At 60.0% G+C, this 17,184-nt stretch carries 14 protein-coding genes and 1 pseudogene; 13 read left to right on the top strand and 2 right to left on the bottom strand.

What is annotated here, in order from left to right; all coding sequences use genetic code 11:
- Window positions 1-71: 71 nt before the first annotated feature.
- The 8 genes from HNO79_RS06715 (at window position 72) to HNO79_RS06680 (ending at window position 8,829) form a co-directional block, all read left to right on the top strand.
- Window positions 72-2,657 (top strand): TonB-dependent siderophore receptor, encoded by a 2,586-nt coding sequence (locus HNO79_RS06715; RefSeq protein ID WP_214164877.1) that lies wholly within the window; start codon window positions 72-74, stop codon window positions 2,655-2,657.
- A gap of 56 nt (window positions 2,658-2,713) precedes the next feature.
- Window positions 2,714-4,393 carry a cyclic peptide export ABC transporter gene (locus HNO79_RS06710; RefSeq protein WP_214164878.1) on the top strand — a complete coding sequence of 560 codons (1,680 nt, stop codon included), beginning with the start codon at window positions 2,714-2,716 and terminating at the stop codon, window positions 4,391-4,393.
- Window positions 4,394-4,652: 259 nt separating this feature from the next.
- On the top strand, window positions 4,653-5,900 hold the full coding sequence (locus HNO79_RS06705; RefSeq protein WP_214164879.1) for a PepSY-associated TM helix domain-containing protein: 1,248 nt from the start codon (window positions 4,653-4,655) through the stop codon (window positions 5,898-5,900).
- Window positions 5,897-6,151 carry a hypothetical protein gene (locus HNO79_RS06700; RefSeq protein WP_214164880.1) on the top strand — a complete coding sequence of 85 codons (255 nt, stop codon included), beginning with the start codon at window positions 5,897-5,899 and terminating at the stop codon, window positions 6,149-6,151. Before HNO79_RS06705 ends, HNO79_RS06700 begins: the two co-directional genes overlap by 4 nt.
- A complete protein-coding gene (exbB, locus tag HNO79_RS06695) occupies window positions 6,148-6,891 on the top strand; it encodes a tonB-system energizer ExbB (protein ID WP_214164881.1) in 744 nt (247 codons plus the stop codon). Before HNO79_RS06700 ends, exbB begins: the two co-directional genes overlap by 4 nt.
- Window positions 6,892-6,897: 6 nt before the next feature.
- Entirely contained in the window at window positions 6,898-7,407 is a 510-nt protein-coding gene (exbD, locus tag HNO79_RS06690; RefSeq protein WP_214164882.1) for a TonB system transport protein ExbD, read from the top strand.
- Window positions 7,404-8,279 carry an energy transducer TonB gene (locus HNO79_RS06685; RefSeq protein ID WP_408885681.1) on the top strand — a complete coding sequence of 292 codons (876 nt, stop codon included), beginning with the start codon at window positions 7,404-7,406 and terminating at the stop codon, window positions 8,277-8,279. The genes exbD and HNO79_RS06685 overlap by 4 nt, the downstream gene beginning before the upstream one ends.
- A 154-nt stretch (window positions 8,280-8,433) precedes the next feature.
- On the top strand, window positions 8,434-8,829 hold the full coding sequence (locus HNO79_RS06680) for a Fur family transcriptional regulator (RefSeq protein ID WP_234448215.1): 396 nt from the start codon (window positions 8,434-8,436) through the stop codon (window positions 8,827-8,829).
- Between the two features lie 143 nt (window positions 8,830-8,972).
- Here the strand turns inward: HNO79_RS06680 and HNO79_RS06675 are convergent, their stop codons facing one another.
- Entirely contained in the window at window positions 8,973-9,578 is a 606-nt protein-coding gene (locus HNO79_RS06675; protein WP_214164883.1) for a biliverdin-producing heme oxygenase, read from the bottom strand.
- Between the two features lie 237 nt (window positions 9,579-9,815).
- Here HNO79_RS06675 and HNO79_RS06670 point away from each other — a divergent pair, with 237 nt between their 5' ends.
- The 5 genes from HNO79_RS06670 to HNO79_RS06650 are packed head-to-tail and all read left to right on the top strand — an operon-like array spanning window position 9,816 to window position 15,178.
- A complete protein-coding gene (locus tag HNO79_RS06670) occupies window positions 9,816-12,092 on the top strand; it encodes a TonB-dependent hemoglobin/transferrin/lactoferrin family receptor (RefSeq protein WP_214164884.1) in 2,277 nt (758 codons plus the stop codon).
- A complete protein-coding gene (locus HNO79_RS06665; protein ID WP_244987447.1) occupies window positions 12,092-13,021 on the top strand; it encodes a heme/hemin ABC transporter substrate-binding protein in 930 nt (309 codons plus the stop codon). The genes HNO79_RS06670 and HNO79_RS06665 overlap by 1 nt, the downstream gene beginning before the upstream one ends.
- The gene (locus tag HNO79_RS06660) at window positions 13,018-14,043 is read left to right on the top strand and encodes a FecCD family ABC transporter permease (RefSeq protein ID WP_214164885.1); all 1,026 of its coding nucleotides are present in this window, start codon (window positions 13,018-13,020) and stop codon (window positions 14,041-14,043) included. The genes HNO79_RS06665 and HNO79_RS06660 overlap by 4 nt, the downstream gene beginning before the upstream one ends.
- A complete protein-coding gene (locus HNO79_RS06655; RefSeq protein WP_214164886.1) occupies window positions 14,043-14,873 on the top strand; it encodes an ATP-binding cassette domain-containing protein in 831 nt (276 codons plus the stop codon). Before HNO79_RS06660 ends, HNO79_RS06655 begins: the two co-directional genes overlap by 1 nt.
- Window positions 14,858-15,178: an antibiotic biosynthesis monooxygenase family protein gene (locus HNO79_RS06650; RefSeq protein WP_214164887.1), complete on the top strand. Its 321-nt coding sequence runs from the start codon at window positions 14,858-14,860 to the stop codon at window positions 15,176-15,178. The genes HNO79_RS06655 and HNO79_RS06650 overlap by 16 nt, the downstream gene beginning before the upstream one ends.
- Window positions 15,179-15,249: 71 nt before the next feature.
- Here the strand turns inward: HNO79_RS06650 and HNO79_RS06645 are convergent.
- A pseudogene (locus HNO79_RS06645) lies at window positions 15,250-16,723 on the bottom strand (peptidase).
- Window positions 16,724-17,184: the final 461 nt, after the last annotated feature.

The following is a 17,184-nucleotide window of genomic DNA, read 5'->3' as shown; positions in this document are numbered from 1 at the left end:
GCGTGGCCCGTCATGTTTTGTGAGACGAATTGATCTTAATTCGCATTTGCAATACGGCAGGCAACATTTCCATGGCAGCAAGCGTTGATACCCCCACCGCTACAGGCAATCGGTTCCGTCATATCCTGCTGACAGCAGTGGCCCTTTCTACATACGGAAGCCTGACATGCGCGGGTGCGCTGGCCGCACCATCCGCCGGGGTCAACACTGGCACGGTCCTGTCCTTCCATATCGCGCAGAAACCCCTGCGTGATGCGCTGGTGGATCTGGGCACACAGGCCCGCGTACGCATGATCTTTGCTGCCGACAGCATACCGAATATCACGGTCGCCCCCCTGAACGGCACGTTTTCGGTGCCGGACGCAATCGGGCGACTGCTGGGTGGAACAGGACTGACATTTTCCAGCCGGGACGGCGCATTCTACATCCAGAAAGCGGCGACCGCCAGCATCACGCTGGGCCCCGTGCGGGTGGGCGGCACCGTGGCGCATGAAAGTGCCACCGGACCCGGCGTAGGCTACGTGGCCACCAATACCCTGACCGGGTCAAAGACCGACACGCCCATTATCGAGATACCGAACTCGATCCACGTCATCACCAAACAGCAGATGATCGACCAGCAGCCCCAGAACGTGATGGAGGCGCTGCGCTACACCCCCGGCGTGCATGTGGAGGGGCTGGGCGGCTTCGCCAATGGCGTCGGCAGTGGTTACAATAACGGCAGTATCGTGCAGCGTGGCTTTGCCACCGCGCAGTTTGTCGATGGCATCCGGTCATATTCCAACAGCGCGGGGGAGACCGCGTTCCTTGAGCGTATCGAGGTCATGAACGGCCCGGCCTCGGTGCTGTATGGCCAGACCACACCGGGCGGCCTGATCGGCATGAGCCTGAAGAAACCGACCGATACCCCGCTACGCAATGTCACCCTTGGCTTTGGCAACTGGGGGCGGTACGAGGCCACGTTCGATGTCAGTGACAGGGTCACGAAATCAGGGAACGTGCGCTACCGCATTGCCGGTATTGGCGTAACCCAGGGCACGCAGACCAACTATATCGACTATCACCGCGTAGGCGTCCTGCCCTCCATTACATGGGACATAGACCACAAAACCTCACTGACCCTTCTGGGCAGCTATATGTACACACCCGGCGATGGCATCAACATGACGCAGCTTCCGCCCAGCGTGCTGCTTGATACCAACGGTTATGGCCGCATTCCCCGCAGCCGTTTCCTGGGTGACAGGAACTGGAACAAGTCAGGCCAGACGGATGCCATGTTTGAATACCAGTTCAGGCATACCTTCAACCGCTGGATCGATTTCAGCCAGACCATGCGTTTTGAAAGTTCGAAATTTCGTGACAAGGTGCTCATGCGCGGCGAAGGCATGGTGACTGACCAGCTATATGCCCGTTCTCCCGTCGAGAGCGACTGGCCCAGCACCACCGTCGGACTCGATACGCGCGTAAGCGGTAAACTGCCGATTGGCCCGGTTACGAATACCTGGGTAGTTGGCACGGATTTCCGTCAGTACACCAGCGCGGACAGGTCGCAGACCGACCACACGGGCGGCAGCAACGGATATCCGGGGCAGGATGGCTACACGCTGGTCAATGTCTATAACCCGCAGAGCAATTACGTGCCCTGCATGGATATCCATTCCGCAAGCTGCATTGTTACCGGCTACCAGAGCCACCAGCGCTACTTCCAGGAAGGCATCTATTTTCAGGACCAGCTTAAATACAAGGGGCTGTCCGTTATCCTTGGCGGACGGCAGGACTGGGTGAACTATCATGGCTATACAGCGCAGACGAGCAACGAGAACGCCACCCATACCTACACCTATACCCGCACCAGTGCCCTGCCACGGCCACAGGCGGCCTTCACATGGCGCGCGGGGCTGGTCTATCAGTTCAAATTCGGCCTGGCGCCGTATTTCAGCTATTCCACATCCTTCGTGCCGCAGAGTTCGCGCAACTGGCAGGGTAACCTGTTCCCGCCGCTGACCGGCAAACAGCTTGAAGCAGGGCTGAAATATCAGTCACCCGACCAGAAAATCTTTCTGCAGGCCGCTGCTTTCCGGATCGAGGAAGACCATTACCTGATTACCGACCCCGACCACCCGAATTTTTCCGCGGATGCGGGACGCGTGCGCTCACAGGGGTTCGAACTTTCGGCCAACGCCAACTTTACCCGCAACCTGCGGTTCATGGCTTCCTATACCTATGATGCCGCGACCTATCTCAGCACCAACCTGACCAGCGTCCAGAAATATCCTAACGGCACGACCGGGGATACAGTATCACAGAAGGGGAAATACATAGGCGAGGGGATTCCCCGCAACATGGCCTCCGCCTTTCTAGATTACACGTTACCCACGCGCTACCTCAAGGGTTTCGGCATCAATGGCGGCGTGCGGTATAACGGCTTTACCTATTCCGATGATGTAAACAGCTTCAAGGTCCCCGCGTACACCCTGTTTGATATCGGCGCGCATTACGATTTCGGACAGGCCACGCCCATACTGAAGGGATTGCGGGGACAATTGTCCATCTCCAACCTGACCAACAAATATTACATCACTTCATGTGGTGGTACTTACTCATGCTATATCGGGCAGGGGCGGCGTGTTTACGGCAACCTGAGCTATAGCTGGTAAAACCAAGCTGAAAAAACGGTTCATTCCATCGTCATTTCCTGCAGGAGGTGCCCGTCATGAACCGCATGCAGTCTTCATATACCGGCGTCCTGCGTGCCCTGTGGCGTCTGCAACGCCCGTTATGGCCTGTAACGCTGGGGGCGACGCTTGTTGGCACGGCAGGCGGGCTTGCAAGCGCATGGCTGCTATCAGGCATCAATGATGCCCTGCATGCGCCCGACAGGCTGAACGCAGCCCTGGCACTGAACCTTGCGGGACTGTGCGTGCTGTCCATTGCGGGGTCAGCCCTTGCCGGGATTGGTAATAGCGCAGCCGGCCAGAAGATCATCACCCGTCTGCGCCATGAGATCGCCGCCCGCGTGCTGGCCACCCCGCTGGCCACGCTGGAGCGGCATAAACCGCACCGGATGCTGGCCATCCTGAATGGCGATATCAGTACTGTCAGCGCGTTTACCTTCAATTTCTCGGGCTATGTCGTCTCCCTGGCTGTGGTGCTGGCCTGCGTGATCTATCTGGCCGTCCTGTCGCCACCAGCCTGCCTGATCGTGATCGTGTCCTTTGCCTGCGGTGCGGCGCTGACGGTATGGCGTCGGCGCAGGTGGCGGTCTGATTACCGTGAAATCCGCAGCATGGAAGACAGGCTGCAAAACCAGTACCTCACCATTACCGAAGGGGCACGGGAACTGCAGCTCAACCACATGCGGCGCGACCATGTGCATCATACCCTGCTGGGTGGGGCCGCATCGCGTATCGCAACGCTGAAAACCACGGCCATGCGGCGGTTCTGGTTATTTGATTCCGTTCATGAAGCACTCTTTTTTCTGACCGTGGCCCTGCTGCTGGGCACACGTTTTCTTACGGGACTGTCCACCCCTGCCGCCACTGGCGCGGTGCTGGTGCTGCTCTATGCGCGCGGGCCACTGGAACGGGTTCTGCAGGCGCTACCAGCCATGACCGAGACCGAAATCGCCCTGCAACGCATTGCCGACCTGACCGCCAACCTGCCCGATGGCAGGCTGCCTGACTTGCGCCCGGAAGATGCGGTCACCTTCCACCATGCCATTACCCTCCATGGCGTGAGCTACCACCCGGATGGCATGGCTGCGCCCGGCTTCATACTGGGGCCGGTGGACCTGACCATCCGCCATGGCGAGATCATGTTCATCACCGGGGGCAATGGCGCGGGCAAGACCACGCTGGTCAAGCTGCTGCTGGGCCTGTATGCGCCCACCGAGGGCACCGTGCTGTGTGACGGGGTGCCGGTCACGGCGGAAAACGTCGCCGCATACCGCCAGCTTTTTGCAACGGTGTTCACGGATTATTTCCTGTTTGAGAACCTGCCGCACCCCGATGAACGGACCCTGGCCCTTGCGGCATACTGGGTGGAACGGCTGGGCCTTGCCCACAAGGTCAGGCTGGAGCAGGGCCGTTTCAGCACCACCGACCTTTCCACCGGACAGCGCAGGCGTCTGGCGCTGGTGCAGGCGCTGGCCGAACACCGGCCAGTCCTGATGCTGGACGAGTGGGCAGCCGATCAGGACCCGGTTTTCCGCCGTGTTTTCTACACTGAAATCCTGCCTAAACTGAAAGCGGCAGGGCGAACGCTGATCGTCATCTCGCATGATGACCGCTATTTCGCGACAGCTGATCATATCATCCATCTGGATGAAGGGCGCATCATAAACGACAGCCACCCGACCGGAACGGGGCAGGAGAGGCATGCCACGCGGGCATAGTAAGGACGCCATCCATCGGAAAAGGGCACCATGGTCCCACCGATAATATAAAAACCGGGTTTCTTATGAAAAAATCCGCCGCTGGTTCGTCTTTATAACAGAGGCGGCATTCCGGCCGGTCTGCTGACAGGACGACAGGGCCGGACGCCTGCTGATTTTTTCGGGATAGTCAGAGGCACGACGCAATGGAACAGGCTGAAACCGGTGCAGATTTTATTTGCAACTCATTCTCACAATCATTATTAAAATGATGGTTCCCATGACACGCCGCGCCCTTCGCCGGTGGTTCAGCGTTCATAAGTGGACCAGCCTTGTCTGCACCGTCTTCCTTCTGATCGTATGCGTAACCGGATTGCCGATGCTGTTTTCCGAGCAGATATTCGATACTTTCGTTGGTGATGACGATCCGCCTTACGCAAGTTTGCCCGCGGATATACCAAATGCCAGTCTCGACGTAATCGTGCAGAAGGCGAGGGGGCTCTATCCGGGCCAGATCATCACCAGTGTCAATCCGGATGACGATGAACCGGCTGTGCTTGTCTCCATGGCGCCGAGCTGGCAGACGCTGAAGGACGACGAGAACCATCCCGACCATCATTCCGGTCACTGGATCAAGTTCGACGCCCGTACGGCAAAGGTGCTGAAACAGTCCCGCCCGGCCGACGCCCCGAAAGAGCCGCGCACCTGGACCGGCATTATCCTTGGCACCTGCACGCGCCTGCACATGAACCTGTTCGCGGGCCTTCCCGGTGCGCTGTTCATGGGCGCGATGGGGACGGTGTTCGTGGCATCGCTGGTGTCCGGCACCGTGTTGTATGGCCGGCTCATGAAGCGGCTGCCGTTCGGTTCTGTCCGAACGGATCGCGCTTCGCGCCTGACCTGGCTGGACCTACACAATCTGCTGGGTGCGACCACGCTGGTCTGGGCGATGGTGGTGGGCTTTACCGGGCTGGTCAACGAACTCCAGACGCCGCTGTTTGGCCTGTGGCGTGTCACCGATGTACGGCAGATCCTGCGTCCCTACGCAAATCTGCCGGTGCCGTCGCAAGAGCACCTGTCGTCCGTGCAGGCGGCATTCGATACAGCGGCAAAAGCGGCGCCCGGCAATGAGGTGACTGGCCTGTCTTTCCCCGGCGCCTCCTTCGGCAGCCCCGTGCATTACGTGCTCTGGACAAGAGGAGCGACCCCGCTGCGGGCGCGTCTGTTCACCCCGGTTCTGGTCGATGCCCGCACGGGCGAACTGACCGGGGCGTATCCCATGCCGTGGTACCTGCGCTTCCTCGAAGTCTCCCGCCCCCTGCATTTCGGGGATTACGGCGGCATGCCGCTGAAAATCCTGTGGGCGCTGCTCGATGTGGTGGTGATTGGTGTGCTGGTCAGTGGCCTGCTGCTGTGGGTCAGCAAGCGCAGGATCGCCACCGATGCCCGTCTGCGGGCGCTGGGGTATGAACTGGATGACGCAGACGATGCGGCTGTTCCTGCCCTGACGGCGGGGACAGTCCGATGAATGCCGTCTCTCCCGAAATCCCCATGTCGTCTTCGCCTGATGTCGCCCGGCATCCGTCCGTCGCCGTCTGGCCGTGGCCGATTGCATTGGGCCTGTTGACCGCCTTCGGCCTGCTGTCCGCCCTGCTGGGCCAGCACGGCGTCTGGCTGGCCCTGTCCTGGGCTGCTCTTTCCATTCCCCTCGTTGTGACGCTCGCCTGCCTGCTGCGGGCATGGTGTCGCACCCCGTCTGTCAAAGGAGGTCAGTCATGACCCCGATCTCGTTCTCCCCGTGGGATATGTTCCTCAACGCCGGTCCCGTCGTCCGCTGCGTCATGATCCTGCTGGCTGTGGCATCGCTGCTGACCTGGACCATCTTCATCGCCAAGTCGGTCGAACTGCTGCGCGTGCGCCTGAAACTCCAGAAGGCCGAGAAAGCGCTGGAAGAGGCCAACACACTGGACCTCGGCGAGGAATGGACACGGGAGAATTCGTCCATTGCCCACACGCTGGTGATGGCCGCCGAGACTGAGCGCAAACGCTCTGCCGACATCCCCGATGACAGAGAAGGGCTGAAGGAACGCATCGTCCTACACCTTGAGCGACTGGAAGCTGCCGAGGGACGCAGGCTCCTGCGTGGTACCGGCGTGCTGGCCACCATCGGCGCGACGTCGCCCTTCATCGGCCTGTTCGGCACGGTCTGGGGTATCATGACGTCCTTTACCGGTATCGCGGCCAGCAAGGCGACCAGCCTCGCCGTCGTCGCACCCGGCATTGCGGAGGCCCTGCTGGCAACAGCGCTGGGTCTGGTCGCGGCCATTCCGGCGGTGGTGATCTACAACCATCTTGCCCGTCAGACAGCGTCCTGCCGCGCGCAGGTGGCCGACCTCACAGCGCTGGTCATGCGTCTGGTGTCGCGCGATCTCGGCCGCACACAGATGCTCATGGCGCAGGGCAACATCGTACGGCTTGGCCCGCAGGCGCGTGATGTCCTCACGGCAGCGGCGGAGTGATCCGCCATGATCCGCATGCGCCACACCGATGAAAGCCTGCACGAAGCCAGCGAGATCAACGTCACCCCGTTCATCGACGTGATGCTGGTGCTGCTGGTGATCTTCATGGTCACCGCTCCGCTGACCACGGTGAACGTGCCGGTGGACCTGCCCTCCTCGACCGAGAAGCCCACGCCACGCCCCGATGACCCGGTGTTCCTCACCGTCAAGGCCGACCATGGCCTGGCATTGGGAGAAGATGACATCGCCATGGATGGTCTGGTGGGTGCGCTGGAGAGTGCCACCAAGGGTAACAAGGACGAACGAATCTTCCTGCGCGCCGACAAGACGGTCGATTACGGCACGCTGATGGGCGTGATGGATAAGCTACGTTCCGCTGGCTACCTCAAGGTCGCCCTTGTGAATCTGCAGGGACAGGAAGAGGGCAGCGAAGCTGGCACGACAACGGTGCCGACCAGTTCCACAACCTCCGGTAGTGCTCCTGCCACGGCTACCGTTGCAGGAGGCACGCCGTGAGCGGCACGGCTGACATGGCGGGTACAACGCATCCTGCTGGCATGACACAAGAGACGGTCCCGCCATCCTTTGCCGAGTGGCAGAAAAGGCAGGCCCATCTGGCCCGGCGCCACGATGCACTCCGCTGGGGCCTGTCCTTCCTCGCCGTGCTCGCGGTCAATGGCGGGGCGGTCTGGTGGATCATGCGCCTGCCGCCACCGGTCATGGCCGTGCCCGAATCACCGCCTGCGGCCATTGCCATCGACATGGCTCCCGAACCCGTCTCGACGCCGACGCCACCAACGGATGCGCCGATCGGCCCCAAACAGACCCAGTCCATCCCCGATCCGGCCCCGGTCGAGCCACCGAAGATCACAGCGCCACCATCACCAGCACCCAATCCGCCAGTCCCGGTGCCCAAGCCTGAGAAACCACGCAAGATCGTCAAGAAGAGCAAGCCAGTACCGCAGTTGAAAAAGCCAGTCCCGGACAGGACGCCACCCGCCGAGGCCACAACCGCCCCGCCGTCCTCGGAAGCGCCACCGGCGCCCACGCAGGCGGCCCCTGCGCCCGGTTCGTCATCGGCCCATGCGTCGCATGACCCGGTGACCTGGCAGGGCGCGCTGCTGGCGCAGCTTGAAAAGTTCAAGCGCTACCCGTCCGACGCCATGGCCGACCATCAGGAAGGCGTGCCGACCGTGACCTTTTCCATGGACCGCAAGGGCCATGTGCTCTCGGTCACACTCGCCAGCAGCTCCGGCCATGCGCTGCTGGATCAGGAAGCCATAGCGCTGCCCAAACGCGCCCAACCGCTACCCATCCCGCCGGACAGTGTCGCAGGCGAACTCATCACACTCACGGTTCCGGTGGAATTCTATCTCCACCACAACTGATCATTAATGGATAACAAGAGGGGGCTAGCAGATGCCCGTATTCTTGAACCGTCGCCGCGCTGGACCTGATGTCAATGGAATTCGCCCTGGCATGGGCGCGAACCCTAACGCAGTCCGGCGGCTCGAAGCGCGCTGCCAGAAAGCATGCGTCAGGATGACCAGCCTGCGTCGTGTCCTGCTACATGGGATCGTCGAGGCCGGTCCGGGCATGACGGCCACCGAAATATGGCGCACGCTGGGGCGAATGATGCAGGATCGCGCGCCCAGCCTGGCTTCCATTCAGCGTAACCTGAACCTGTTTGTTGCGCATGGTATCGTGCGACGCGACGTGTCTTCCGACCGTGTCCTGCGTTACCGTATTGCCCCCGCCCGCACAGGCAGGATTGCAATCACCTTTGTCGAAGCAGACACGGGACGGACAATTCCCTGTAACGCCCCCGGGATTGCCAGTCTGCTGCGACAACTGGCTGCCCAATACGGGCTGGCCGTGCAGGGCGCGTCCATTACCGTTTCAACCACGCACCCAAACGCTACCGACGTCTTGCCGTAGCAACAGAACAGAGCCACGAATTGGCAGGGTCACTGTGCAGGCAGCCGCCGGAAGCGTTGGCGCACCATTCATACCTGATCCACGTGAGCACGTCAGCGGCAGGGACGCAACCAGGCCGCTGTCAGGCACGTGTCCATATGCACTCAGAGAGATGTCGTGGCAGTCCTGATTTTATCTTGTGATGCAGGAACAAACGATTTCATATGGGCGTAACTTTCGCGCGCGCCATGAATAAAGCGTCCGGCATCCAGTCGCGCATTGTCAATTGCATCACGAAAGGCCGTCCAGGAACTCCCGCGTCCCATCGGATCCGGAGCCAGATGCTGCGCGCCGAAACTGACACCATACCCCATTTTATCAACGAGCCTGATCAGGATGTTGGCCCCGAGCTTGGAACCTTCCGCTACATAAAGCCATCCGAGGGCGGTCGAGGGATCGGGAATAGCTACAGACATGCGCGGGGCAGGGAAGCCGATACCCAGATCCTCCATATCCGCACTCACCTGCCGGAACCTGTTTCTTGCCGCCAGATCGGGCACGATACAGGCAAGATCATCACGGCTGTAAAGCGGGTCCATATCCCGATGAAAAAGATACTGCATCAACACAAAGTTCCGATAGCCCGCAGCATCCGTAAACATGCCACGGGACATGACGATACGATTGAGATCATCATGGATCTGGTGGGTCGCTTCACGTACCTGGGATGAAAGAGGCGTACGGACGTTTCCATCATTCAGAAGGGTCATATTTTTATCCCTGTTACAATTTTATACTTAACAGATATTGGCCTGATTCCTGTTTTTGACATGAACCGGCCGCCGTAATCTGGCACTTTTTACGGATAATGCAACTAAGAATCAGGTGCAACAAATTCCTTGCCGCCGCCCCGTTTGTGGCATTATCGTGACGATAATGATTCTCATTATCAGTGGTGAATGATGAACAAGTCCCCCCTCGCGCGACGGCCGGCATGCCGTTGCCGCATGCTGGCCACTACGGCCCTTGCCTGTATCTGGCTGACCCCCGCTTTTGCCGCATCACAGGAAATCCAGGCGAAAATCCCTGGCAAAACGGCGAAAAAAACGGCTTCCACGCCAGCACAGGTATCTCTGTCCCCCGCTGGTCCCATCAAGCTTTCTCCGGTCAAGGTGCAGGGCAGCACGGACATCATCGACCTGATGAAATTCGATCCGGACAAGGATCATAGCGAAGTGGGCAAACCAGCAGTCCTGACGACCACCACAACCTACAAGACCTTCCGTGACCGACAGATTGACAGTCTGGAGGATTACTCGCGGCGCGTGGACGCCGCCGTCAATTACAGTAACGGAAATTCCAGCATCAATATTCGTGGTCTGGACCAGAACCGGATCCTGACAACGATTGATGGCGTGCGCATGCCATGGGCCAATGATGGTGCCTATGCCGGCAGCTTCAATACCGCACAGGGCGGGGTAGGGGACTTTGACTTCAATTCGCTGGGGGCGATTGATGTCGTCAAAAGCGCTGATTCCAGCTTTTTTGGCACCGGGTCACTTGGCGGCGTGATTGCCCTGCGTACGCTGGACCCGGAAGACATTCTCAAACCCGGAAAGAATTTCGGTGGCCTGACCAAACTGACCTATAATGGCGCAAGCGAGGCTGCACTCCTCAATCAGGCTTTTGCCGCACGCTACAAGAACACGGTATTCCTGCTTCAGGGCGGCTACCAGAATGGCAGCGAAACCGGCAACCGTGGCGATACGGGCGGTTATGGCCGGACCCGGACCATGCAGAACCCGGCCTCCTATCAGGTCGGCAATTTCCTGGGCAAGGTCCGGCATTATTTTGCAGGCGGCCACCGGATCGGCCTGACCGGGGAGTGGTATGACCGCAATTATAATGAGGAAACCAAGACATCCGAAACCACGGCAACTGACCGCTACTACACCCGCAGCGAAAACCAGCGCTCCCGCGTTTCCGCCAATTACGACTATCAGGCCGACAGCCCGACCGCACTGTTCAGTGAGGCGCATTTTCTGGCCTACTGGCAGAGCATCAAGACCGATACCGACATCACCAACCGGGATTCCGCCAACGCATCCACCTACACCCACGAACATCTCAGCCTGCCCGTGCAGTCCTATGGTGTTACAGGTTCGGCAACAAACAACATCTTTACCGGACCGCTACACCACAAGATTACTTATGGCGGCGAAGTCTTCCTGACCGATACCTACCAGACCCAGACCGGCCAGCAGGCGGTTTCCAGCCCGTATTTACATGACAATTTTTCTGACATGCCCAAGGTCCATGGCACGGATATGGGGGCCATTGTTCAGGACCGCATCGGCATTGGCCGCAGCGAATGGTTGCATATCACGCCGGGATTCCGCTTCGATTACTTCCAGCGCGACCCGCACAATACCACATCCTACATGGCCAATGCGGGTTATGGCGGCCTGCCACACGGGGCCCATGGCTCCCATTTCTCGCCCAAGGTGCTGGTGGAAGCGCGCGTAGCCCATGACCTGACGCTATACGGACAATATTCCGAAGCCTACCGCGCGCCATCGGCTACGGAAGAATACCTGAACTACAGCACCCCGCCATTCTATCAGGTCAGCGGCAACCCGAACCTCAAACCTGAAAGCAGCAGGGGGTGGGAAGTCGGCATGAAATACGGCAATTCCGAACGCGGTGCCAATATCTCGTTCTATGATAACCACTACAACAACTTCATCGATATGGAGGGGGTCAGCGGCTGTTCGGGGTATTACCTGTGTTACGGCTACACGAACCTGGCGCATGTGCGCATCTATGGGGTGGAGGCGAGCGTCAACTGGGCGTTTGATCGGCACTGGCATGCATGGGGTTCGTTTGCCTATGCCGACGGACGCGATACGGACATGAACTTTCATCTCAGTTCGGTCGCACCTTTCCGTGGCATCATCGGCTTTGGCTACAAGCGGGATAACTGGGGCAGCGACCTGTCGGGCACATTCGCCACTTCACGTGATGATGCCAAATACCTGACCACCACCGGATCGCTAAAGGACCAGTGGAAAACGCCGGGCTATGTTATTTTTGACCTGACAGGCTGGTACAGCCCCAGATTCTACCGTCCGCTGCGCATACAGGCGGGCATGTACAACATATTCAACAAGGCATATTACAATGCCGCCTCGCTCCCATACGGGCAGTCGTCCAGTTCGCTTTCGGAGCGGTACTACACGCAACCCGGCCGCTCCTTCAAGGTAACTGCAAGGATCGAATTCTGATGGTGAATGAACCCGCAGGCCACAGCCGGATGGAAATGGGGCGCCGGATGTTTGCCTGCCTGCTGGCGGGCAGCATGCTGACCATGCCACGCCCCGGGTGGAGCGCTGAAGAGGGCACGGTGACGGACTGCCGGGGCCGGCAAGTAAAAATTGGCCCCGCAAGGCGCATTGCCAGTATCGGCGGTACTATTACCGAAACGATTTACGCGCTGGGGGCGCAGGACCGCATCATCGCGGTCGATATCACCTCCACATGGCCCGAACGGGCCCTGCATGAGAAGAAGTCCATGGGGTACATGCGCGCCCTGTCCGCCGAGGGTATCCTGTCGCTTCAACCGGACCTGATCCTGGCCATGAACGATTGCGGGCCGCCACAGGTTCTGGACCAGTTGATGGCGTCCGCCGTGCCGGTTGTGTTTGTTGATGCCACACCGTCCGAAGATGCCATTGTCGCACGCACACGTTTTCTGGCCAGTCTGCTGGATGCACAAACGGCAGCGGCACAGCTATGTGCGGACATATCGCAGCATTTTGACATGCTGACACGATGGCGCGCCGCACACTCGACGACAAAGCGGGTGCTGTTCGTCATGCGCATGAGCAATAACCGCCCGATGGTCGCGGGCACTGGCACGGCGGCAGATGCAGTGATCCGCCTTGCTGGTGGCAGCAATCCTGCTGCATTCGGAGGCTACAGGATACTGGATCAGGAAGCCCTGATCGGCCTGCGACCCGATGTAGTACTAACAATGGAACAGGATGCCCCGCAGATCCGCGCAGGCCTGCTGGGCAATGCGGGTTTCAGGCTGACACCGGCAGGCAGAAATCAGGAAATCATCGCCATGGAGGGCGAACGCCTGCTTGGCTTTGGCCCCCGCACGCCCGATGCGGCACTGGAACTGGCTCGCCGCCTGGACACGTCCACATGACACGGGACATATCACGCGCACCCTGGCTTTTGGCGCTGCTGGCCACCCTGCTGGTGATGACCGTGCTGTTCGCCCTTGATACAGGGGCAACGGCGGTCCACCTGCACGATCTGTGGCAGCCCGCCACTGATGTAACGGGACAGGCGGCGCAACTTGTACTGCGGGACATCCGCGCGCCCCGCATTGTCATGGCCTGCCTGACCGGGGCGGCGCTGGCAATTGCGGGCACGATCATGCAGGGGCTGTTCCGCAACCCGCTGGCCGATCCGGGGCTGGCGGGGGTATCATCCGCCGCGGCGCTCGCCACCGCCTGCATCATCGTGCTGGGTGGTTCAGGGTCATGGGTGTCTTGGCTGGGCAGGTGGGCCATTCCCTGCGCGGGTATTGTCGGCAGCTTCACGGGCATGGGGCTGCTCTACCTTTTTGCCACGCGTGGTGGCGTCACATCCATGACCGCAATGCTGCTGGCCGGTGTGGCCTTTGGCGCCTTTTCCGGCGCGCTGACCGGCGTCCTGATCTTCCGGGCGAACGATGCGGCCCTGCGGGATCTGACATTCTGGACGATGGGCAGCTTTTCAGGGGCAACGTGGGGCGGCATTGGCCTGCTGCTGCCGTTCCTGCTGGTCGCCGGTGGCCTTGCGGCCTATCTGGCCGCGCCACTGAACGCCATGCTGCTCAATGAACATAATGCACACCTGATGGGCTACCCGGTCGAACGGATCAAAAGCCTGTCGATGCTGGCCGTGGCCTGCGCTACGGGGCCAGCCGTGTCCCTGGTGGGGGCGATTGGGTTCGTGGGGGTGGTCGTGCCGCATCTGGTGCGGCTTGTGGCGGGGCCTGACCACAGGATCGTGCTGCCAGCGAGCGCCATGCTGGGCGCGATCCTGCTGACCGGCGCGGACACCATGGCCCGCACGCTGGCCAGCCCGGCAGAGGTGCCTGTCGGCATCGTCACCGCGCTGCTGGGCACGCCCGCTTTCGTCTGGCTTCTGGCGCGCAGCCATCGCACGGGCATTGCGTGATGACACTGGAATTACGCGACATCACATGGCGGCAGGGCGGCTGCGATATTCTGCATGACATTACCCTGCCTTTTGCCAGGGGAAATATCACGGCAATCATTGGTCCCAACGGCGCGGGCAAGAGTTCCCTGCTGCGCATTGCCAGCGGCCTTTCCACACCAACCGGGGGGAGAGTCATGCTGGATGGTCGGTCGATTGCAACCCTGCCTGCCCGGAAGCTGGCCAGACACCGGGCCATGCTGACGCAGGAAAGCGAGGCAGCCGGGCAATTTCTGGTACGCCAGATGGTCATGATGGGGGCCGGGATGGCAGCCCACACGCTGGACATTGTGCAACAGGGACTGCTGGCCGATGCGCTGGTAAGACGGGTGGGACTGGAAGGATTTGCCAAACGGCAGATGATGACGCTGTCCGGCGGTGAACGCCAGCGCGCCCATCTGGCCCGTGTCCTGATGCAACTGGAAGTTGCCATGACGGATGGCACGCTACCCGGCTTCCTACTGCTGGATGAACCGATTTCAGCCCAGGACCCGGCGCATCAGGCGCTTGTGCTGCAACTGGCCCGCCAGCATGCGCGCCGGGGCGGTGGTGTGGCGATCGTGTTGCATGACCTGAACTGGGCTGCGGCCTGTGCCGACTGGCTGGTTGTGGTGCACCGGGGAACAATCCATGCGCAGGGGCCGCCAGAAACCGTCCTGACGCAGGATCTGGCCTGCGACATTTTCGGGTTGCGACACGGCTGCGTCCACCGCCACGAAAAAACGGCCAGACCCTTCATCCTTCCCCATGACAATATTGACGAGGAAACAGACAGATGTACATCGCCATGAACCGCTTCCGGGTCAGACCGGAATGCACGGGAGAATTCGAACAGCGCTGGCTGGAACGTGATGTCCTGCTGAAAACCGTGCCCGGTTTTGTCAGCTTTCAGTTCCTGCGTGGGCCTGCACGTGAAGATCACGTCCTGTTCGCATCCCATACGGTATGGGCTTCCCATGCCGCATTTGGCGCATGGACGCAGTCAGAGCAGTTCCGGCAGGCGCATGCCCAGACTGGGCAGGGCAAGGTCCTGACGATCGGCCCCCCGATCTTCGAGGGTTTTGATGTCCTGCAGGATATTACGGGGCAGGACTGATACGATACGGTCCAGATGCGGCCGGGGCCCGGTGGCGAATTATACCGCCATTGGCCCGCAAGAGGCCGCACTCATGCCTTTGATTGCCTGAACATCCAGTCGCGTGCGGCCCGGATGTAAAAGAACTTGCGTGCCGAGCCCATGTGGTCAACACCGTCAAATGTCAGGAACGTGACATTGGCGTCTTTTGCAAGGTAGCCGTTGACCTGATCCGTCAGCGTCTGCTGGCGATCAACAGGGAAGATGAGGGCAGGGTCAAGCTGTTCTTTCGGGCGCACGACCGTGCCTCCCGCCTTTTCCCATACCAGCACGCATTTCTCGTTCCATGGTGTGGCCTTGTCATCTTCCGAACCGGTGATGATCAGGATCTTCTGTCTGGCAAGGGGCACGACATCGGCTGGCCGCTGCTGGCCCGCGATGATCAGCCCGGCGGCAAAGGTTTCCAGATGCCTGGCCATCAGCCATAGCGATGTCATCGCCCCCATGGACCAGCCGGTGCAGTAAACCCGTTTCGGGTCGATCTTCAGGACCTTGTCACGTCGGTCCGCCCGGTTGGGGTTGCCATAATTCCACGTATTGCCGAGCAGAGATTCAACCAGCCGGAAGGTATTCTCCACGTCTGATGTATGTTCCCAGTAATCGTTCATGGTCGTGCGCTCGTAGCGTGGGGTAATGACCACGCATTCATGCCAATCCTGTTCTTCGGGCAGGCTCCAGATACTGGCAATACACTGTTCGGTCAGCGTCTGGGCGCAGGTGCCATCGGAGCTGGTGCCGGAATGGGTTATGGCCAGCACAAGGGGATAGGCCCGGTTCCCGCCGCCTTCGGCCAGAAAGGATTTCGGCAGGTAAAAGCTGTAAGCCATGCGGAACGCGTATCGTCCTACCACCAGTGATTCTGCTCCCACGCATCAACCCCGCGGATCGCGACCCGGTTGCCGTGATGCCCCGTATTGCTCCATCAGGTCTTGCTGGCGGCATAGACCACGCCGCCCATGGTTCTGACGACCTTGTCCTGTGTCAGCTTAACCCTGTCGCTATCGGTGGTGGGTACGCTGAGGTCCGGGTCATGGACGAACTCGGCAATGACATACCGGCCGGGAACATTTTTGCGGTCAGGGCGAAGCGCCGGGGCGTCATTGGTATAAAGGGCCGCGACAGGGCGTGGCCTTGCTTTCGTCATCGTGTCATTCTTGTCGGCTTCTTGCGGCATGCCGGCAAAGAACCCGCTGGCAGCAGGAAAAACAGCCGCCGTGTAGGTATCCGGCGCCAGACTGGCTGGGTCATTCGCAACATCGTATTCCACTGCGATGCCGTAAACCTTCTCCTCCCACCGGTGACCTCGCACAGGGCGCAGATACCCTGAAGGCCCGGATTGGCAAGTTTATGGGGACCGGGGCCATTCGGACCGCCGGACGATGCCGCCATGAAGCCGTGCCCGTCCCCTGCGGCGTGGGCCTGCCATGCACCGGCCCCCATGGCGGCGGTGACACCGGCAAACACGACCCCTGCTGTTACGAAATCACGTCTTGATACATCGGTCATGGGCTCGTCTTCCCGTCAGGGCCAGATATGAGTATAAAAACACTCCCGGCGTCATGAAATGACTTGATATACCTTGGGTAACACATCTTGCCTGCCCTGTTCAGGCGCATGTCTTTCAAGGAAAGCGGGAAGCGGCGGGTTATCGCGCTGGAGGGAATTCCTGCTGGCAATGCATCGGAATGGCCTGTTCAGCGTCCGGCCCCCTGGGGACACCAAACATCCGCACCGGATCAAACGGCGGATCGTCGAATTTGCTCCCTGCCCGGACCCTATTGAGGAACTGGCTGAATTTTCATGGCGATCATCCAGCAGCATGCCTTTGTCGATATAAAAACGTAAGTAATTATTTGAAAAATTTTAAACTTTATTTTCCTCAAAATACTTCATCTCGCACGACCATGCCCATGCATTGGTCCTATCAAGGCATTCCGCGCAACTGCCCGCGATACACCAGAACAGGG

Source organism: Komagataeibacter oboediens, from assembly GCF_018491655.1.
In the GTDB taxonomy this organism is placed as follows: Bacteria; Pseudomonadota; Alphaproteobacteria; order Acetobacterales; family Acetobacteraceae; genus Komagataeibacter; species Komagataeibacter oboediens.
Note: the sequence above shows the minus strand (reverse complement) of the source record. Positions and strands in the feature narration are given on the sequence as shown.

Excerpts from the sequence above, each read along its gene's own strand:
- HNO79_RS06710 (WP_214164878.1), top strand. The coding sequence starts at position 2,714 with ATGAACCGCATGCAGTCTTCATATACCGGCGTCCTGCGTGCCCTGTGG.
- HNO79_RS06665 (WP_244987447.1), top strand. The coding sequence starts at position 12,092 with ATGGTGAATGAACCCGCAGGCCACAGCCGGATGGAAATGGGGCGCCGG.
- HNO79_RS06675 (WP_214164883.1), bottom strand. The coding sequence starts at position 9,578 with ATGACCCTTCTGAATGATGGAAACGTCCGTACGCCTCTTTCATCCCAG.
- HNO79_RS06680 (WP_234448215.1), top strand. The coding sequence starts at position 8,434 with ATGACCAGCCTGCGTCGTGTCCTGCTACATGGGATCGTCGAGGCCGGT.
- HNO79_RS06700 (WP_214164880.1), top strand. The coding sequence starts at position 5,897 with ATGAATGCCGTCTCTCCCGAAATCCCCATGTCGTCTTCGCCTGATGTC.
- HNO79_RS06660 (WP_214164885.1), top strand. The coding sequence starts at position 13,018 with ATGACACGGGACATATCACGCGCACCCTGGCTTTTGGCGCTGCTGGCC.
- exbD (WP_214164882.1), top strand. The coding sequence starts at position 6,898 with ATGATCCGCATGCGCCACACCGATGAAAGCCTGCACGAAGCCAGCGAG.
- HNO79_RS06715 (WP_214164877.1), top strand. The coding sequence starts at position 72 with ATGGCAGCAAGCGTTGATACCCCCACCGCTACAGGCAATCGGTTCCGT.
- exbB (WP_214164881.1), top strand. The coding sequence starts at position 6,148 with ATGACCCCGATCTCGTTCTCCCCGTGGGATATGTTCCTCAACGCCGGT.
- HNO79_RS06705 (WP_214164879.1), top strand. The coding sequence starts at position 4,653 with ATGACACGCCGCGCCCTTCGCCGGTGGTTCAGCGTTCATAAGTGGACC.
- HNO79_RS06650 (WP_214164887.1), top strand. The coding sequence starts at position 14,858 with ATGTACATCGCCATGAACCGCTTCCGGGTCAGACCGGAATGCACGGGA.
- HNO79_RS06655 (WP_214164886.1), top strand. The coding sequence starts at position 14,043 with ATGACACTGGAATTACGCGACATCACATGGCGGCAGGGCGGCTGCGAT.
- HNO79_RS06670 (WP_214164884.1), top strand. The coding sequence starts at position 9,816 with ATGCTGGCCACTACGGCCCTTGCCTGTATCTGGCTGACCCCCGCTTTT.